The organism is bacterium (genome assembly GCA_041649255.1).
In the GTDB taxonomy this organism is placed as follows: Bacteria; Hydrothermota; UBA3073; order JACQXS01; family JAQTXJ01; genus JAQTXJ01.
In genome coordinates, this window is the sequence record JBAZNK010000001.1 from 87,631 (window position 1) to 107,292 (window position 19,662).

At 38.0% G+C, this 19,662-nt stretch carries 12 protein-coding genes and 1 other RNA gene; 7 read left to right on the forward strand and 6 right to left on the reverse strand.

Annotated elements, in window-relative coordinates; genetic code table 11:
* Positions 1–58: 58 nt before the first annotated feature.
* The 4 genes from WC614_00420 to WC614_00435 all read right to left on the reverse strand — a co-directional run bounded on the left by WC614_00420 (position 59) and on the right by WC614_00435 (position 8,736).
* A complete protein-coding gene (locus WC614_00420; GenBank protein ID MFA5031458.1) occupies positions 59–3,235 on the reverse strand; it encodes a BTAD domain-containing putative transcriptional regulator in 3,177 nt (1,058 codons plus the stop codon).
* A gap of 160 nt (positions 3,236–3,395) precedes the next feature.
* Entirely contained in the window at positions 3,396–4,268 is an 873-nt protein-coding gene (locus WC614_00425; GenBank protein MFA5031459.1) for a FlgD immunoglobulin-like domain containing protein, read from the reverse strand.
* 14 nt (positions 4,269–4,282) lie between these two features.
* Positions 4,283–6,346 (reverse strand): hypothetical protein, encoded by a 2,064-nt coding sequence (locus WC614_00430; protein ID MFA5031460.1) that lies wholly within the window; start codon positions 6,344–6,346, stop codon positions 4,283–4,285.
* 191 nt (positions 6,347–6,537) lie between these two features.
* The gene (locus WC614_00435; GenBank protein ID MFA5031461.1) at positions 6,538–8,736 is read right to left on the reverse strand and encodes a C1 family peptidase; all 2,199 of its coding nucleotides are present in this window, start codon (positions 8,734–8,736) and stop codon (positions 6,538–6,540) included.
* A 222-nt stretch (positions 8,737–8,958) separates the two neighbouring features.
* Here WC614_00435 and ssrA point away from each other — a divergent pair.
* Positions 8,959–9,338, forward strand: a transfer-messenger RNA (tmRNA) gene (ssrA, locus tag WC614_00440).
* Between the two features lie 155 nt (positions 9,339–9,493).
* Here ssrA and WC614_00445 read toward each other — a convergent pair.
* Entirely contained in the window at positions 9,494–10,624 is a 1,131-nt protein-coding gene (locus WC614_00445) for a T9SS type A sorting domain-containing protein (protein ID MFA5031462.1), read from the reverse strand.
* A gap of 249 nt (positions 10,625–10,873) precedes the next feature.
* Between WC614_00445 and WC614_00450 the strand changes: the two genes are divergently transcribed.
* From WC614_00450 to WC614_00475, 6 genes are all read left to right on the forward strand, one after another.
* A complete protein-coding gene (locus WC614_00450) occupies positions 10,874–11,791 on the forward strand; it encodes a prohibitin family protein (protein ID MFA5031463.1) in 918 nt (305 codons plus the stop codon).
* A 93-nt stretch (positions 11,792–11,884) separates the two neighbouring features.
* Complete coding sequence (locus tag WC614_00455; GenBank protein ID MFA5031464.1) at positions 11,885–12,676, forward strand: DUF4412 domain-containing protein; 792 nt, start codon at positions 11,885–11,887, stop codon at positions 12,674–12,676.
* A 239-nt stretch (positions 12,677–12,915) separates the two neighbouring features.
* Positions 12,916–13,593, forward strand: a complete 678-nt coding sequence (locus WC614_00460; GenBank protein ID MFA5031465.1) for a YggS family pyridoxal phosphate-dependent enzyme — start codon at positions 12,916–12,918, stop codon at positions 13,591–13,593.
* Positions 13,594–13,762: 169 nt separating this feature from the next.
* Positions 13,763–15,169, forward strand: a complete 1,407-nt coding sequence (locus WC614_00465; GenBank protein ID MFA5031466.1) for an acetate kinase — start codon at positions 13,763–13,765, stop codon at positions 15,167–15,169.
* Positions 15,166–16,230, forward strand: a complete 1,065-nt coding sequence (gene buk, locus WC614_00470; protein MFA5031467.1) for a butyrate kinase — start codon at positions 15,166–15,168, stop codon at positions 16,228–16,230. The genes WC614_00465 and buk overlap by 4 nt, the downstream gene beginning before the upstream one ends.
* A gap of 12 nt (positions 16,231–16,242) precedes the next feature.
* Positions 16,243–17,148: a bifunctional enoyl-CoA hydratase/phosphate acetyltransferase gene (locus WC614_00475; protein MFA5031468.1), complete on the forward strand. Its 906-nt coding sequence runs from the start codon at positions 16,243–16,245 to the stop codon at positions 17,146–17,148.
* An 80-nt stretch (positions 17,149–17,228) separates the two neighbouring features.
* Here WC614_00475 and WC614_00480 read toward each other — a convergent pair whose 3' ends face one another.
* Positions 17,229–19,649, reverse strand: coding sequence for a S8/S53 family peptidase (locus WC614_00480; protein MFA5031469.1), 2,421 nt, complete (start codon positions 19,647–19,649; stop codon positions 17,229–17,231).
* Positions 19,650–19,662 lie beyond the last annotated feature (13 nt).

The window sequence follows — 19,662 nt, forward strand, 5'->3', positions numbered from 1 at the left end:
ATTTTACGATTAAAATGCAGTGAGGTAAGATAAAAAAAGCAAGGGGCAAAATTTTTTATTAATCTTCTTTTTTGTTTTCAATCAGCTTATGGAATAGCGCTTTTGTCTCCACAGAGGGTTCAATATTCAACTCTTGTTTTAATATTTTCTCCAGCTTTTTATAAAGGATAGAAGCTTCTTTCCTTTTTTTGAGTGTGGAATACGCTCGCATAGCCATAAAATATGCGGGTTCATTAAATTCATCGGCAGCAATTACCTTTTCGGAATATTCCAATGTTTTTTCAAAATCCCGTTTTTTTAAACAATAAGAAGCCAATTTCCCCAGCGCAGTAAGATATTGCTCTTTATAGTATTGCCTTTCTTCCTCGCTCCAAATCTCGTACATCTCGGGAAGAAAATCTCCATTATAAAGTCCAACCATTGACTCGTATTTAGGTATTGCGATTTTTTCTTTTTCTGTTTCTTTGAGCTCGTGTATTTCTTTTATTAATTTATCAAACTCCTCGAAATCGAGTTGAAATTTGTATTGGGAGTTGATTTCGTAACATCCGTTTTTATAATCAATAACCGGGACATTTTTTTTGGAAAGAGAATCTATTGTATCGCGAATACGGGAGACAGTATAATGCAAATTACTCCTGCCTTTAGAAATTTTTTCTTCCGGCCAGAAGAGTTCAATTAGCCGGTCCGGGGAAAAAGATTCCTGTCTATTTGCCAGAAGATAACAGAACAGCGACTTTGCTTTTCGTGTCCTCCATTTTATATCTTCCGTCTTTCCATCGCCCCTGCTTATTTTTAATCCCCCGAAGAAATTTATTACCAAATCGTACCGGAAATAAATCTGTCTGAGCAGAGTTTCGGCATAATGCGACTCAATACCTTCTTTGACCGCAAATTGGAGCAATGAAGAATCTATTCTTCCCAATCTTGTTAAAACAAAAGAATAATTGCTATCTTTCGAAACCTCCAGAGCTTTTCTAAGGTATTTGGAAAACAATTTTTCTTCCTGTTTTTTGCGATACAATTTTGCCAATACGGCGTAGATAAGCGTAAGGTCGTATTTATCGCACGATTTTACGATTCCCGGGAGACATTTATCAAGAATATTTTCCGCTTCTTTCAGAGCGCCAGTTTCAATTTTTACATTTGCTTTTGTTATTGAAAAAAATCCCTGACCTTCGGTTTTGTTTATATATTCTTCCGCTTTTGTGAGATTATTTTCAAGAAGGTAACCCATACTTATAAGGTTTAGCGCCTGCGTGGTTGCCCATTCTTCCTTGCTTTCAGTATTTAGTTTCAATGCTCTCTCGCACAGTAAACGTGAAATTTTATAATGTCCCATCATAAGATAAAGGCGTCCCATTTCCAAAAAGCTGTGAATCATTGATTGTTTGCTGTGGAAAAATATTCCAAGCTTAATTGCTTTTTTTAGAAAGTCTTTTGATTGTTCGAATTCGCCTCTTAAAACAAGTATACCGGCAAGGCGGATAAAAATCCAAATCTGGCTGTATTCGGAAAATTGCGATTCCTTAATAAGTTGACGGGTTTCTTTGATAAATCTATCGCCGTCGTCGGAATCCCCTATAATAGCCTTTGCATAAAGTATTCTGTACATAATCCTTATTTCATCGCCATGTTTTTTGATTTTTTTTGCTATTGCCAGCGCTTCGTTAAATGCCGAAAACATCTTTTGATAGTCGCTTGTGTCGAAACAAAAACTGCCAAACATATCCAGCATTTTCATTCTTATAAAGGTTGGATGTTTGCCAATTATCCCAAGCGCTTTTGTCAATAATGCTTTTCCTTTTTTAAGGTCTCCCCTATTAGCCACTAAAAAAGCTGTTCCCAGTATTGCCTTGGCGGCTTTTTCTTTTTCCCCCATTTTCAGGAACTTTATTCTTGATGCCTCGTAGGCTTTCACCGCCTCATCCCATTTTCCCTGATTAAGAAATATTTTCGCCTGATATAAAAGTAAAGTTGGGTTTTTATTAATTATACTGTCGGGAAGAGCTTCAATCCATTTTTTCAGAATCTCGATTTTTCCCGTATCAATTAAATTTTCCCCCTCCATCTCGATAATTTTAACTGTTTTGTCTATGCATTTTGCCGAAAGATAATGTTGTACAGCACTATTGTAATCTTTCGTACGATTAAAGTAATCGCCTGCTCTTAAATGAAGGTCTTTGATGTTTTTTTCATTTTCTCCCCCGGATAATCTGTTTAAAAGGAAATCACGGAAAAGCTGGTGGTAGCAGAAAATTTGTTTCTGTTCATCAATACAGGAGACGAATAAATTTTTGTTTGTCAGTTCTTCCAATATTCCGGATGAATCTTTTATTTTGAGGACAGCGTTGCAGGATTCGGGTGTCATATTTTCGAGGATTGACGATTGTACGAGAAAGGATTGTATTTTTTCGGATTGCTGCAGAAAGACTTCGTTTGCGAAATAATCCATAGTATCTTTGCCGTGTTTTATTTTTTTCGCTGCATTTTTGGGGTCCTTTGCAAACAGGTATGATATAAGTTGTAAAGACGTTACCCATCCTACCGAAGAATCCTCTATTTCCTTTAGCTGTAAATCGGGAATATTTAAGCCATAAGTTTCTCCAAAAAGCTTTCGTGTTTCGGCGCTTGTAAATTTCAAATCTTCACTTTCGAGTTCGAAAATATCGGCTTTTGCCTTGAGTTTAACGGTGGGAAAAGGTATCGTATTCCTTGAGGAGATTACGAAATGGATATTTGACGGAGAATGTTCTATCAGGTAATGCATAGCCTTATTTATCTGTTCTGTTTTATCCAACGATTGGTAATCCTCGATTATTATGAACAAGGCTTTGCCTATCTTATAGCTATCGCGTGAATTTTTTGTGATATCCACCAGTTCGTTCAAAAAAGTCCCCATTAGTATTTCCGTAGGAATCTTTGATGAAGAAAATCCATTGATTATGCTTTGAGTTCTTGCGCCGAATTTTTTATATATTTCCCTGATGCCTGCTACAAGATAGGAGAAGAAGGTTACAAGGTCATCGTCCTTTTCGTCTGTCCTGTAAAAAACAAAAGGGGCATTAAGTTCGTTCACGAACTGGCTAAGCAGGGTTGTTTTCCCATATCCTGCGCCGGCTGTTATTACGAGAAGTTTCTTATCCGAATTCTGCTGTAATGTTTTTAACAATCTATCGCGTTTTAATATGTTCTTTTTTAATCCCGGAGGAATAAATTGCGTTTTCAACAACATATATTTAATTTAACGGTCCGCTTTATAATATTATGTTTCCTGAATTATATTTTTGCAAGATATTTTTAAGAAAAGAATAAGAAAATATTAAAAAGGAGTTACAACACAGGATTTACTTGAATTACGTTGCACAGAAAGGGATATTTTTGATCTAACTACACTATTTCAGGAATATCATTTTATTGATAATTTTCTGATTGCCTGAGACGGATAGAATGCAGAAATATATACCGGAACCCATAGGTTTATTCATCTTATCGCATCCATTCCAGCAAACCGTATAATTACCGGCATTATGTTTTCCACTTACAAGTTGTTTTACCAAGGCGCCTTTTATATCATAAATACCTATTTGAACTTCTTTGTTATTATCATTTATTGAATAAAAAATAGAAGTATTATTTGCAAAAACACTTGGCGAAGTCTTCAACGTAACAAGCGATGGGAAGATATTATTTTCTTCTTCGCCAACGCTATTAAACTTTATAATAGCTCCGTGAACGTAATCTACGTTGTCTGCCGTCCAACCAGAACCATTGTTATATTTACTGCTCCCGGGAGCACTGTCAATTACGGAAGTTGGAAAAAGAGTATCCATCTCGTAATTACCGACCCAGAAAGGTCCCGAGAAATAAAGAGTTGGCGTTACCGTATAAACGTCTAACACGACTCTATTTGCAGTATCTGCCACAGCCGTAACCTGAGCTTTAAAAAGAACTGTTTTGGGAAAACCTACAGAATCAGACCACACAAAAACACTGCACTGTTTCGCAAGTCCTGCAGTTGGAGCAAAAACACCATGGGTTATAGCAAGTACGGAACAAGGATGAACAGGAGTAAGTTTTGTCGCTTCATATTCGACACGAAAATCCGATTTCCAGCCGCCAAAGAAATCTCCCTCCAGTGATGGGAACAAAGTATCTGTAACCCATGCTTTACTTCCGGAAAGTTGTACAATCTCAGCCGCTTCCAATGCGAAAATATTCCCTGTTATTAAAAGCGCTCCGGTCAATATGGCGATAACTTTTTTCATTTTCTTTATAAATATTACTTTAATGCCGGGATAGGTCCGGTTCCATCAGCCGTAATATCCGTATTTGGAATAGTTTTGACATTGGGATCGCTTGGATAAGCCGTGCCTATTCCAATACCCGTATTATTGAAAACATTATTATGTCTACCATAATGATTGCCAACCCTGCCAATATAAGTAGCATCATTAGCATCCCAACTATTTAGACCTATATGTATGCCTTGTCTTTGATAATTTACACCAACTATAGCATTTCCGACACTAACGCCGGTCGGTTGTGCTCTCAAATATATTTTGCTATTTGGAATATCTAAATAATTTATCCTGCCATACACTGATCCCATCCTTACACCCATTCCATTAAATCCAACATTTCTCCCATATCTTATATCATACCATCTATCAATATGCGCGACCTTAACATAGTATCCCGAAACAGAAACTTCGGTAATAGTATCCATCTTTTCCGAAGCTCTATTGCCGCATTCATTATAGCTAACAATTGTGTTATGCGTATGGTCACTAACATCTATTCCATCTCTATCCCACTGGCCATTCCAAGTTGTATCAGTATTCTGTCCATTATCATTACACCTATTATTAGTAATAACCGAACCATCGCTATACCAATAATCTATACCGTTCTGAGATTTATACTCACATATATTATGATCAATGAGACAATAAGCATCATCGACACACTGTGAATAATAGTCACCCCAATTACTAGTGAAATCTCGCCAATCCCACGCATGCCAACAAGACGGGCAGATTCCACTATATCCGTCTCCCCTTATTACATTGTATTCAACCCATGACCTTGAGGGGAAAATTCCACTACCGAAAGAATTGCTTTCACAAATATTCCTATAAATATGTGCATATTTAGAGTTTATACCAGCCCCTACAAAATATCCATATGAATTCACTCCAATATAATTATCATATACATTAGCATAAAACACGGTACTGCTCGTAGGTGCAGTATTTCCAATTCCGGTAGTCTTTCCTTCCACCCAAATCGGAGCGCCTGTTCCAGTCAAAAACTCATTACTGTAAACACTGATGATGCATTCTCCCAATCCATTAACCCCATTTCCTAAAAACCCGGTTAATATACCGGGTCCGGTAGGTGTCGCTATCTTATCCGCACTAATTGTATTATACCCATAAAACGTACAATTATGGATACTCGAGCCACTTTTTGAATTGGTAAAATATATACAGGACACGGGTCTTGAATTCCCATCAAATTTTAAATAAGAAATCTCAAACGCTCGCGAATCCCCGCAACTTATTATTGCTGAATTATCCTTATTGGCAATCAATGTGGGAGGATTGCCTGACGTATTAGCCGTTAACGTATAAATTATGTCGCTTCCGGGAATGATTATAGAATTTGTAATATTATATGGGCTATCCGTTATAAGTTTTACAATTTTCTTGGTCGCAAGAGCTTGATTGATTTCTACCTCATCATTCGTACCATCACATATATAATCAGACCCGGACCCGCTATGTCCTACAGTGACTGACCCGCCAGGAGTATACGTACTCCATATAAATGTCTCGTTCGCAATACGAGTTCCAAACGATACGCTTGTTCTGCTCTGTGGAGTATAACCACTCCATTCAAATGTTTCGTAATTTCCTACATTGGTAGCAGACGCGGTAATTGTACTGTCACCCCCATTTGTTGCGCTTAAATAATGTGTCCCGTCATAACACTTGAACGCATATTTTCCGCCGCCCAAATCTACCATAGTGAATGTTTCCCACGTAGTTCCTCCAAATGACGTTGCCTGTACCGTTCCACCACCACCGTTATTTGCCCACACATAATGCGTATTATCATAACATTTGATAGCTACACGACCGCTCACTTGCGACTCTATGGTAAAAGTTTCTAAAGTAGTCCCTCCGAGCGATGTAAACTGCAACACACCACCACCACCATTTTCTGCCCATAGATAATGACCGTCATAACTTTTAATTGTTGTTGACAGAGCAAAAACGGCCGAATCAACCATGAGCAATAAGATTAGCAAATATAAACTTATTCTTATATGGTTTTTCATATGTTTCCCTATAATAAGTTTTAGCTTATCGCAAATGTGTTTGAAAACCGAATCAACTCTCAAGTTGGAATTTGTCATATTAAAGCTTTTTATATCGCTCGGTTAAGAGTTTATAAATGCTTCAGCCTAAAATACTATATACCACAGAAGATTAAAAATAGATACTATTATTGTGCCCAATTAAACAAAATTTACTTCATAAAAACGAACTTCTTCGTTTTCTTCACGTCCCCGACTTCCATCACAGAGAAGTATATCCCGTAAGGTATTTTTTTACAATTCCAGGTAGTATTGTGATTTCCCGCCTTGAACACCTGATTCATTTTATAAACGGTTCTGCCTGATATGTCATAGACAGAGATATTTACTTTCTCATCCTTATAAAGATTGAAGTTGAAATGGACTTGAGAGGATGAAGGGTTAGGAGAAATATCAAAATTTATATAATGGAAAGTATTATTTTCTTCTGCACCCTGTTTATAAAATCCGGCTACCCTGTATATTTTATTGGGGTACAAACTATTAACCCAGTATTCGCTTCTCATAGGATTAACTTCTATACAGCACCCATCCGTATCAGGAGAGCGGAATCTATGTGTTGCAACAAGAACGCCTGCCCTTGTCATTTCCCATACGGCAGTTGAATCAAAGTAATAATCCGAGCCGGACTGATGCCAATGAGTCACAAAAAGAAGCAAACTACCTCCGTTTGGTCCGAGTGGTTCAAAACCCAAATCGTACGGCATATAAGGTTGTGCAATTCCCGAAGGGATGTTGAAATTTGAGACGTTTACCCCTGCTGTAGTTAACTTATAAATTTTATATGCATCCCCGTCCACTGCCCATAAGTTAGTTCCGTCAAAACAAAGTCCTGATGGATAACCGGCGCAAGGAGATGAAAACGATGATACTATGCTTCCACTCGCGGGATTTACTTTATAGATTTTTTCAGTTCCTCCATGATGAACCCACAGATATCCATTCCCATAAGCTATACCTCTGTAATCATTTGCATTGTTCGGGGTAGGTATTGAGTCCAATAAATATCCCTGCTGGCTGAATTTGTATATATAAGTAGAACTAAGGTTCACACCCCATAAGTATGTACTATCAAAAGCAAGTCCCATTAAACAACTTAAATTAGATGGAACCTCAAAATTTGTTGGTAAGCCTACATTTAAGTTTACGCTAATATCCTTAGCATAACTGCCATCTGCAGTAACGTGTAAGTTAAATGTAGCAGTATAAGGATCCGGCGTAGAGCCATTTGCAGAGATTACAAATGGACTACCTGAATTATTACCGGTTGCGTTTTTCGCTATATTTCCAAAAGCAGCACTACCCGTTGTAACACTAACGTAGGGGTCTGAAATAGAGAGCGTTGCATTTACGTTAGTTGCATTTATTCCCAAATTAGTCAGCGTATTAATAAGGTTTGCTGTTTCTCCTTTATTCCATATATTATCATTTCCATCGCTAATTTGTTTTTTTACGAGAAGAATGGATGGTTTAGTCGTAGGGTTAACGATTGGCCATGCAATACTAAGCGGTTGTGGGCTATTAATCCAGTCAAAGCCTTGAACTCCCCAAGCAGTACCCCATGAGTTTTTAAGCAACCATGCATTCTGGGAATCATCCCAACCGCATATAATCATTGCGTGCCCACCAAGTACTTCTCCCATAATTGGCGTATAAACTCCGCCTTTATAATACAAGAAATCTTTTTTTAGCATATAAGCGGCGGCTACCGGGCCTTCATAAGCTGCATCTTTAAACTCCGACGCGGTCGAAGATTGATCCCAGTCGTATGCTTTTACAACTCTTGATGCCCAGTTAGAACATCTGCCGCTACAAGCTGCATCAATTTCTTTATAAGTAAAACATGCTTCATCAGGAACTCCCGCATACATAAGGAAATTGACTCCTTTAGGTAAAGTTCCACCCATACATCCACTATTTGCAGTATCGCAAGAAATCATGAACTGTTCGGATAAGTCATAGCTATAATTTGGAGTGCTATTAGCGATATTTATTCTTGATTCAAAAGAACCCACACATGCAAAAGCCCAGCATCCACCACAATCCCCCTGGTCTTTGGCTGCAGTCATCCAGTTTTGTCCGTTTACACTTCTCCAGTCCCATATAGTCGGAACACTTTTGTGGTGTTTTAAAGTACGGGCTTTTACTTTAACCTGTGTTTCAGGTATGACAGTTCCGAAGAGTTTTTTCTGTTGTTCCGGTGGAAGTTTTGAAACACTCGTTTCTCCTGCTATCCAGGGATCGCCCCTTTTATGGAGTTCTTCCTGAAGTTGTTTTAAGAATAAGTCTTCTCCAAATGCTATAGAGCTATACATAAAAAGCCCTATAAACAAATACATAAAATTTTTCATCTTCCCCCCCCGATATTACACTTTTATTTAAATACTATATTGTATTATATGTTACAATATATATAAGTTGTCAAGTGCCAAATTGCATATTTATTGCATTATAATAAAAAACACCGAACACAAAACATAATAAATAGAAATTTTTTCATTAAAAAAAAGATTTTTGCTTGAAAAACTTGACAACTTCAGGATTATTATAAATAATAGGCTCAAATGAAAGATGGGGGCGAAAGTTTCGACAGAGGTAAAGTATTACAGGTCGCATGCCGGGGAGCTAGACCCTGTTAAAACCAGCAAAAGCCATAATTGGCGACTACGCATTTGCAAGAGCTGCATAATAGCAGTTCCGTCCTCTGATTCTTGCCTTTAAGAATCAGACTGCCAAAAGCGGGTCTACCCGAAAATCGGTAGACAGGACGCCGATTTAAGGGCTGGTCTCTTTCGTCTGACTATTAAGGAAGAGATAAGATAAACATAGTAGTCTGGTTTGTTGAAATCCTGTCCGGTGGAGTTTAACAAATAAGATCAAATATCGGAATAAACATGTAGATGCCTGTATTAAAGTACTTTTGGACGCGGGCTCAATCCCGCCGCCTCCACCAAATTTGTAGGTCAGACATTTCTGTCTGACAAAAGAATAAAAGGATGTTAAGTTCCCCTTAGGCAGGTGGTTTGGAAGAAAAAACTACCGGGGTTTCCCCCATCACAACTAAATAATTCGACTTAAACAGACAGAAACTAGCAAACAGGTTTATGTTCAATCCCGGATGACTATCTTTCGAGACAACGTTTGGTCTATAGTTTTTAACCGGCAAAAATAAATTCCATTGTCTATTTTTTTGCCCTTGTTATCCTTTGCATCCCAGGTAATAGTATGAGTTCCTGTTTTCTGTATTCCGCTAACTAACGTTTTTACCGGTTGACCAATTATATTGTAAATTTTAATTTCTACATTAGAGCTTTTATTTAGCGTATATTTAATAGAGGTAGAATGATTAAATGGATTTGGATAACTCTGGATGGATACCGGTAACGTTGTAAGTTTGTTTTCTTCAACGGCTACATCTTCCCATCCGGCAAGCCTTGCCATTAACCACCATAAAGCTTTACCTTTTTGTTCACAACTTTCGTAAGTCGTATGAGCATCTTCGTTTCCATTGAAATGCGTGTGCTCGACAGGAATAGTGCTGTCACTATAGGTATAACTGTTAAATTCCCATGTTGAAGTTCCGGGATTATACCACCAAGCGTCTAAATCGGCGAAATCAAATAACACTTTGTTATTTGTCTTGCAATATTGACGAATCAATTGGTTTCTCATATGACGATTATAACCGCTGTAATCCGTCCCCTGGGCATTTCCTGTCATATAAATAAAAGTTACATTCGGATATTGTGTTTCTAATTTATTCATAGAATCAAGGTAAGCCTGAACCTGCGCTGCAGAATAATAATCTGCCTGACAGCACCACGACCACATTGACAGGTTAATAGTAGAGTTGTGGTTAAGAACCGCACGTGTTTTGTTCATTCCATCTACTGCCTCCCAGTATTCTTCCGGTGATATATAATTATCCCCTTCCTGACCGTCAAATATACAAAAAGCGCCTGCAGTTGTCGGCAAAGTACTATTTCCTATGGCAACATTATAAGTATCATTGGAAGCTTCGATTCGAGCAATCCCCGACGTTAACTGCCCGCCGTGAGATGTGTGCGCATAATGTAGTTTTAATTTCGCCTGCACGGAATCTATCCATTGCGCAGGAATTTTAGAAAGGTCTACACAATTATGGTCTACGACAAGAGAACCGCTCCATGAATATCCCGCAACTGAAAAAAACATCGACAAAAGCCCAACCACCAAAAACTTAAACGTTTTATTCTTCATCTCCCCCCCTTTATTATCCCACTGATGTTACTTATTGTATGAGGATATGTTAATTCAAACTAATTAAAAGTCAAATGATTTTTTTTAGCGGGGAAAGCAAACAGAAAAAATATATAAAGAGAAATATTGACAGAATCTTTTTTCATAATATATGTGGAATATATCAAAAAAATGGAAATTATCCGGCGGAGCTGGATAACAAACTCTAATCCGCCAAAGGCAAAAAGAGATTTGTAATAGGAGGGAGAAATGGGTTTCGTGAAATTTTTGTTGTTAATCATATTTTTAGCAATCGCGTTCTTTACTGCTTTTAGATTCCCAACGGAAAAAGAGAAGAAAGGATCACCTTTCCTTTTAATAAAAAAACATTCTTTTTCTTTCGGAATTTTTCTTTTTATCATCGGCATACTTGTAATCCCTGCAATTGGCGCAATACCGGTCGGTCATCGCGGAGTAGTCGTAAGGTTGGGAGCAGTAACGGGAAAGATATTAAATGAAGGTATTTATATGGTTAAACCGTTAATAGAAAATATAAAATTAATGGATGTCAGAGTTCAGGCATATTCTGAAGACGCAGCCTCAGCATCAAAAGACTTACAGGAAGTAAGAACAAAAGTAACCTTAAATTATTTCTTACTTCCTAATGTAGTCGCAAGAATATACCAGAATCTTGGCGATGATTACCAGAGACGAATCATTAATCCCGCTATCCAGGAAGCAGTTAAGGCTTCTACGGCTCTTTATGAGGCAGAAAAACTGATTGTTGAAAGGTCAAGCGTAAGAGACAAAATAATAGAAAACTTGAAAGCAAGATTGGAAATACACGGAATTATGGTAGAAGCATTATCAATAACCGATTTTTCATTTTCGGAAGAATTTACAAGAGCAATTGAAGCAAAAGTAACTGCATCACAGTTGGCGCTAAAAGCCGAAAGAGATCTGGAAAGAATAAAGATGGAAGCAGAGCAGAAAATAGCAACCGCAAGGGCAGAAGCAGAAGCTCTTAGATTGCAAAAAGAAATGGTAACCGATAAACTAATTGAATTAAGAAAAGTAGAAGTCCAAAAATTAGCATTAGAAAAATGGGACGGACACTTGCCAACTTTTGTTGGCTCGGACAATGTTCCCATATTAGCTACATTTGGGGATATTAAGAAAACAAAATAAGAATAAATACTTCAGATAGTTTAGATAGCATAGAAAAAAGTTACAAAAAGCGGAAATATAAAATATTCCAATACAAGATTAGGAGGAGGCAAGATGAAACAAATTAAACTAATAGGAAGTATATTTTTTATGATTGCAAGTATGGCAATTCCTTCAATTGCAGGAGTAATAATGATTAGCCAGGCTTCCCCCGATGTTACGGATGTTACGGACATTAAAACGTATCTTGACAAAGATTGTATGCGAATAGATACAAAAGCGGGAGGAGAAGAACAGAGTTTTATTTTTAGAAAAGATAAAGAAACCTTCTGGGTTGTTGACTACAAAGAAAAATCTTTTATGGAAATGACTAAAAAAGATTTACAGGCAATGAAAGCTAAAATAGAAGAGGCTATGAAAGTACTGAAAGAACAAATGAAAAATTTGCCTCCCGAACAAAAAGAAATGATGGAAAAAATGATGAAAGGGCAAACGCCAGGGAATGCTCCCAAAATAGTTTACAAAAAAATATCATCGGGGGAGAAAGTTAATCAATGGGTTTGCAATAAGTATGAAGGGTGCCTGGACAATAAAAAAGAAGAAGAAATCTGGACAACCGATTGGGAAAAGCTTGGACTCAGCGTTAATGATTTCAAAGTTATGCAAGACGTCGGCGAATTTATTGGGGAATTTTCTAAAGGACTCGGAGCTTCTTTTTATAAAGTCGGCATCGAAGGGAACAAACAAAGTTATATCGGGATTCCAATAAAAACGATTAATTATTCCGGCGACAAAGTGCTTTATACGACGGAATTAAAAGAAATCCAGAGACAGGACATTGCATCTTCATTGTTTGAAGTCCCCGCCGGATTTAAGAAAACAGAAATACCCACAGGGGAAGAATAATTTCGGATTTGGTCCCGCCTCAGGCATAGCAGATTGAGGGATTTCAGAATTATTAACAGATTATAGATTCTTGCTGCAGATTAAAGATAATAAAAAAATATATAGCATGTCTCCACAAATACTAATTTTCCCGGAACAATATAACATTTTCTAAAGGTTCCCTAAAACAGTAAAAAACAACTCATTTTATTTGTAAATACTTGACAAATCAAGTTTTCAGGCTATTGCCATAGAAAGATATGGAAAGAATAAAAGAGAATGTAGAAAGAATAAGAGAAAAGATCCATAAAGCTTGCGCAAAAATCGGCAGAGACCCCGATTCTATTGTAATCGTCGGCGCCTGTAAACACAATACTCCTGAGAGAATAGAAGCCGCATATAATTGCGGAATTAAAGTAATGGGCGAAAATATAGTTCAGGATGCGCTTGTAAAATATGATGCGCTCAAACATACGGATATAAAATGGCATATGATAGGACATCTGCAAACTAATAAAGTAAAAAAGATATTGGAAATGGCATCAATGATACAATCCGTAGACAGTTTATATTTAGCCGAAGAAATAAACAAGAAATCATCCCGGAAAATACCCGTGCTTATTGAAGTCAATACTTCGGAAGAAGTCACAAAATACGGAACTTCGCCGGAACAGGTGATTCCTTTAGTAAAACAAATTGCTATTCTTGAGAATATAAAAATCTCCGGACTTATGACAATCGGGCCATTGGCTGAAGATCCACGTCCTGCTTTTAAACTACTACGAGGATTAAAAGAAAAAATAGAATCGGAAAATATCCCAGAAGTATCTATGGAATGGCTTTCTATGGGAATGTCTGAGGATTACGAGATTGCAATTGAAGAAGGCGCGAATATAGTGAGGCTAGGAAGAGTGATATTTGGAGAAAGAATAAAATAAATTCATCTAATTTGTACCCCCTGAATTGTAAAAATCCCTTACAGGGACTACCTTTATTAAAATAATTACAAAAATTTTCTATAAACACTTGACTTTTATTTTTTCAGTATTAGGAAGGATACTTTAATATTAATTAAATAATTAAGATTAAATTTTTAGGAGGGGGAAAATGACTATATTGTGTCTAAATTGCGGAAGCTCGTCTGCAAAATACAGAGTTTATGACTGGGATAAAAAAAACACATTGGCAACCGGAATAGTTGAAAGAGTTACCGTTGGAGGTTCTTTCTGTATTCACGAAGTTCCGGGAAAAGAGCCTTTGCGAATAGAGCATGATTGCAAAGACCACAAAGAAGCAATAAAATTAATAGTCGATACGCTTACCCATAAAGAATACGGGGTAATAGAAGATATGTCTTCTATTTCGGCGGTAGGACATAGAGTAGTTCACGGAGGAGAAAAATTTGCAAAATCCGTGATAATAAATCCTGAAGTTCTACAGACATTTAGAGACCTTGCCGACCTTGCTCCGCTTCACAATCCGCCAAATATTTTAGGTATTGAAGCAGCGCAAGATGTTATGCCAAACATTCCTCATATGGCAATAATGGATACGGCATGGCATCAAACGATGTCGAGTTATGTCTATACTTATGCATTACCTTATGAATGGTACGAAAAATATGGAGTCAGAAGATACGGGTTTCACGGAACTTCTTTCCTTTATGTGGCAAAAAGAGCAGCTGTCCTTCTCGGAAAAGACCCGTTTGACTGCAATATTGTTGCCTGTCACATCGGGAACGGAGTATCCACAAATGCTATAAAGAAAGGCATTTCCTATGATACTTCAATGGGGCTTACTCCTCTTGAAGGCATGGTAATGGGGACAAGGGCAGGCGACCATGACCCGGCGATCGGTTTTTATATGATGGGGAAAGAACAAAAAACAGCAAAAGAAATGGATAGTATTTTGAATAAGAAATCAGGCGTTTTTGGAATTACCGGTAAATATACCGACAGAAGAGATATTGAAGAAGCTGCAGAAAAAGGCGATAAGAGAGCACAGCTTGCAATAGATATTGAAGCTTATAGAATAAAAAAATATATCGGGGCATATAACTTTGCTCTTGGTAAAATAGATGCGATAGTCTTTACGGCAGGTGTAGGCGAAAAATCACCTATCATAAGAAGCAGAGCATTAAGTGAATTGCAGCATCTTGGTATTGAAGTTGATGAAGAGAAAAACATAGCAGCAATGACAAGAAATTCAGAATCGGATATAACGGGAGCTAAATCAAAAGTGAAAGTATTCGTTATTCCTACGGATGAAGAAAGAGTTTTTATCGAAGATGTTGCAGCATTATACGAAGGCAGATATGATATTCATACCAACTTCACTTACAGATTCCAGAATCCGGAATACGTAAATACATTGAGAGCTTTTGCTTTTGCAAAAGAATGCCAGAAGAAACCAAAATTATGGGGTGTTATGGCAAAAGCAGCAAAGAAAGCTTTCCTTGATGAAGCAAAGAAAGACAAAGAACTTAAAGTGTTGGTGGATAAAATGCCAAAATGATGATACTTGTAATAAATCCAGGCTCAACTTCTACGAAGGTAGCCGTTTATGAGGATTATAAAGAGCTTTTTTCGGAGAATATCAGTCACAGTATAGACCAGCTCGGTAAATACAAACGAATTGTTGATCAGAAAGACTTTAGAAGGGAATTAATTAATGACGTATTGAAGAAGAGAGATATAGACGACAAAAAACTGAATGCAGTTGTCGGCAGGGGTGGTTTGCTAAAACCCATTCCAAGCGGAACTTACAAAGTTAACGCCAGAATGCTTGAAGACTTGAACAGTGGACTGCAGGGCGAACATGCTTCTAATTTAGGAGGAATACTTGCTTATGATATTGCCTCTCCTCTTAAAATACCAGCATTTATAGTTGACCCTGTAGTAGTGGATGAACTTAACGACACTGCAAGAATAACTGGAATAGCAGAAATTAAAAGGAGAAGTATATTTCATGCGTTAAACCATAAATATACTGCAAGGCTTGCAGCGCAGAAACTCGGCAAAGAATATGACGATGTTAATCTTATCGTTGCGCACCTTGGAGGGGGAATCTCAATCGCGGCTCATTGCAAAGGGAAAGTAATAGACGTAAATAATGCGCTTAACGGAGAAGGGCCAATTACTCCTGAAAGAGCCGGGACTTTACCGGCATGGGATCTTGTAGAACTTGCACTTTCCGGGAAATATAGCAAGGATGAGCTAAAAAAAATGATAACCGGAAAAGGTGGTGTGGTTGCATTGCTTGGAACAAATGATATGCGAGAAGTTGAGAGCAGGGTGAAATCCGGCGATAAAGATGCAAATCTTGTTTTTGAAGCAATGGCTTACAGAATAGCAAAAGAAATAGGAAGTTGCGCATCCGTGCTGAAAGGGACAGTAGACGGAATTGTTATAACAGGCGGGTTTGCACGATGGAAAGAATTTATTGAACTTATAAAAGATAGAATATCTTTCATAGGGGAAATATTTATATTCCCCGGTGAAAATGAGATGGAAGCACTCGCAGCCGGTGCTATGAGAATTTTAAAAGGCGAAACAGAAGCCATAACATATAATTAAAAGGAGGCATTCGTGATAACAAAACTAAAAGAAATAGCTGAAAAGGCTAAAAAACAGGCACCAAAGAAACTTGCGGTCGCCTGCGGAGAAGATCCTCATACCATTGAAGCAGTTGGAAAAGCAGTAAAAGAAGGTATAGTTAAAGCTATTCTTACGGGAGATAAGGCAAACATCATAAAAGTGGCAGAAAAATATAAAGTAGATGTAAAATCATTAGAAATTATAGATGAGCCCGACAAAAAGAAAGCATTATACCTTGCAATTTCAAAAGTAAGAAGCGGCGAATGCGATTTTTTAATGAAAGGGCTTATAGACTCTGCCGTTTATATTAAAGGGATATTAGATAAAGAAAAAGGGTTATGCCCACCGGGAGCAGTTTTGTCACACGTAACAATCATAGAAGTCCCTACCTATCCGAAACTTCTGACAGTTTCTGATGTTGCCGTGCTCACTTACCCCGACCTTGCCCAGAAAATTGCTATGACAAATTATGCAATAAACGTGGTGCATAAATTAGACAACCCGAATCCAAAAGTTGCAATTATATGCGCAGTTGAAAAAGTAAATTCTAAAATGATTCCTACTATGGATGCCGCTATAATGTGTAAAATGGCAGACAGGGGTCAAATAAAGGGCGCAATTCTTGACGGCCCACTTGCTATGGATCTTGCGGTTTCAAAAGAAAGCAAAGAAATCAAAGGCGTTAAATCCGAAGTTGCCGGTGATGCAGACATACTTATTTTCCCGAATATTGAATCGGGTAACGTATTCTTTAAAACCTGCGTTTATCTCGCGAAAGGGGAAATAGCTGCATTTTTGACAGGCGCAATGTGTCCTTGTATTCTTACGTCACGTTCAGATTCGGAAGAATCGAAATTCTATTCAATCGCAACCGGTGCGCTCGTATGCAATAAATAATTAGAATTATACTCTTGTAAAAAGGAGTCTCTGTTTTTCAACAGAGACTCCTTTTTTTTATTAGAAACTGAAAAAGTTTGTTATTTTATCAAACTAATCTTTTTAGATATTCTGGTATTTCCCGTTTGTAATACAACAAAATATATCCCGGAATTAATATTACACGTATTAACCGTTAAACTATAATTACCTGCGGTTTTATTTCCATCAAAAATTGTTTTTACCACTCGCCCGGCAGCATCATAAATTCTTAAACTGATGGGTTGAGAACCCAAAACAGCAAATTTTATAGATAACAATTTTGTAATCAGACTCGGGAAAACATCTAAACCTGCATTCCGTAATCCAAAGTCCGTATTGTCTTCTACCCCGGGATTCCCTACCTTAAGGGTAATCGGAACAAGATATGGTTTATAAGTAGAGTCATTAGAAGCAATACGAAGGGTATCGTAATAATAGCCTTTAGAAAGTTTGGCTTGAGCAATAACAGTAACCGACTGTGAGCTTCCGGGCATTACAGTAAAATTTCTTGGGACAACAGATCTAACCCACTGTGCCTTGTAAGAAATATCCGTAACGCTTAAATCTCCGCTTGCAGAACTTGAATTGGAAACGGTTATTGTTCCTGTATCCGCAGGCAAAGTGTTGTTATTAAGCGCCGCCTGAACTGCTGCCTGAAGATTAGGTTTGCCATAACCATAGTATTTATCACGTCCTGTAGTCCCAAGATCAACTGCAGTAGAAGTCAGAATATCTCTTACTTCCTGGTTTGTAAGATATGGGTTTGCGGACCACACAAGCGCTGCGGCTCCGGCTACGAGAGGAGTGGCCATTGAAGTTCCGTTCCACGTTCCCTGATAAGCACTACCGGTAATAGTCGAAGTAATCGTATCCCCCGGCGCCACAAGTTCAACTTCCACGCCGTAACTACTGAAACTGCATAACTGATTATTTGGTTCTATTGCGCCCACTGCTATAACCGTAGAATAGGCAGCAGGATAACCTACAAATTCCGTGCCATCATTTCCGGTTGCTGCGCAAAGAACGGCTCCGGAATCCCATGCTGCCTGACATTCATCTTCAACATAGGAAGATGGGACGCCATATCCAATACTCATAGAAATTACATTTACTTTATTATCTATACACCATTGGATACCCTGACCAACCTGGGAAGCAAGTCCGGTTCCGCCATTTAAAGCCCTAATCGCATAAAGATGTGAATTTGATACTCCCGCAACTCCAACTCCATTATTAATAGTTGCACCTGCAAGACCGGAACAAAATGTTCCATGATCATTATCCGATCCGCTTGGTCGAGGGTCATTATCCCCGTCCGGGATATCTTTGCCTTTAACCGCACCAAACTGGGATGCCAAATCGGGATGAGTATATTCCGTTCCTTCATCAATTATTCCAATGGAAATAGCATAGCTTCCCCAACCGTTTAATCCCCATGCTGCAGGAGCATTAAGATTATCCATATGCCACAATTGCGACCAATACGGGTCATTCGGAGTACCAAGAATTCTCACAATCCTATTAGGCTCTACGGATTTGACGTCTGGGTTTGTTTTCATACGGGCAATAAAAGCTTTTGTCTCCGAAATTCCACCCGGAATTCTGACAAGTATAAAATTGGAACCTAATTCTCTATTTACCAAATCTATTCCCTTTTCTGCAATACCCAGTTCATTTAATTTAGCATTTTTAACATTCACCTTGTTCTTATATCCTATTATTATTTCTCCGGACGCTATATCTTCCCAGTATTTTTTATCATTTTCAGATATTACAGAAGCAGGAGATGATTTGTAGCTTCCCTTACTACTATCTATTTGCAACATAAGACTTGAAGGCATTACACTAATATACGGTGTTCCTTCTCCTTCGTACTTTACCACAGCAGCATGGAAATAGTCAAAATCGTCATCATACCATGTTGCCCCATTGGTAGACCATTTATTCGGCGCGCTAGGAACTTTATCAACTGCAGTTGTGGGAAAAGCAACACTCCATTCATAATTTCCCACCCAGAAAGGGCCCGAAATATATATTGGAGTAGGTAACGTGTACGAATATATGCCCGTATCACTTCCGGTACCTGACTCCAGTGAACGCAAAGAGAATAATCTTGTGCCCGGGTGCCCACTTGCGTCACTCCAAATAAAGAGACTGCACTCCTTTGCACTGAGTCCGGAGAGTTTGACCCCATGCCAGATTGCCATTATAGAACAGGGAGTCGCAGGAGTCAAACAAGTAGCCTCATATTCTTGTATAAAAGTGGCAGATAAAGCATAAAAAGGTGGTTTAAGGTCAGGCATTAAAGTATCTATATTCCCTTTAGAAAAAGAGAATGCCTTGTTGTCATTCTTCGCTTTATAATTATCGGAAGTAAGGACAGCAGTTCTTGATGCTTCAACAGAAATATTAACGGAAAACAAAAACAACAAAAAACAAGAACCAATAAACCTCGACTTCGAAAATACAACTTTACACATACTTCCTCCTTGT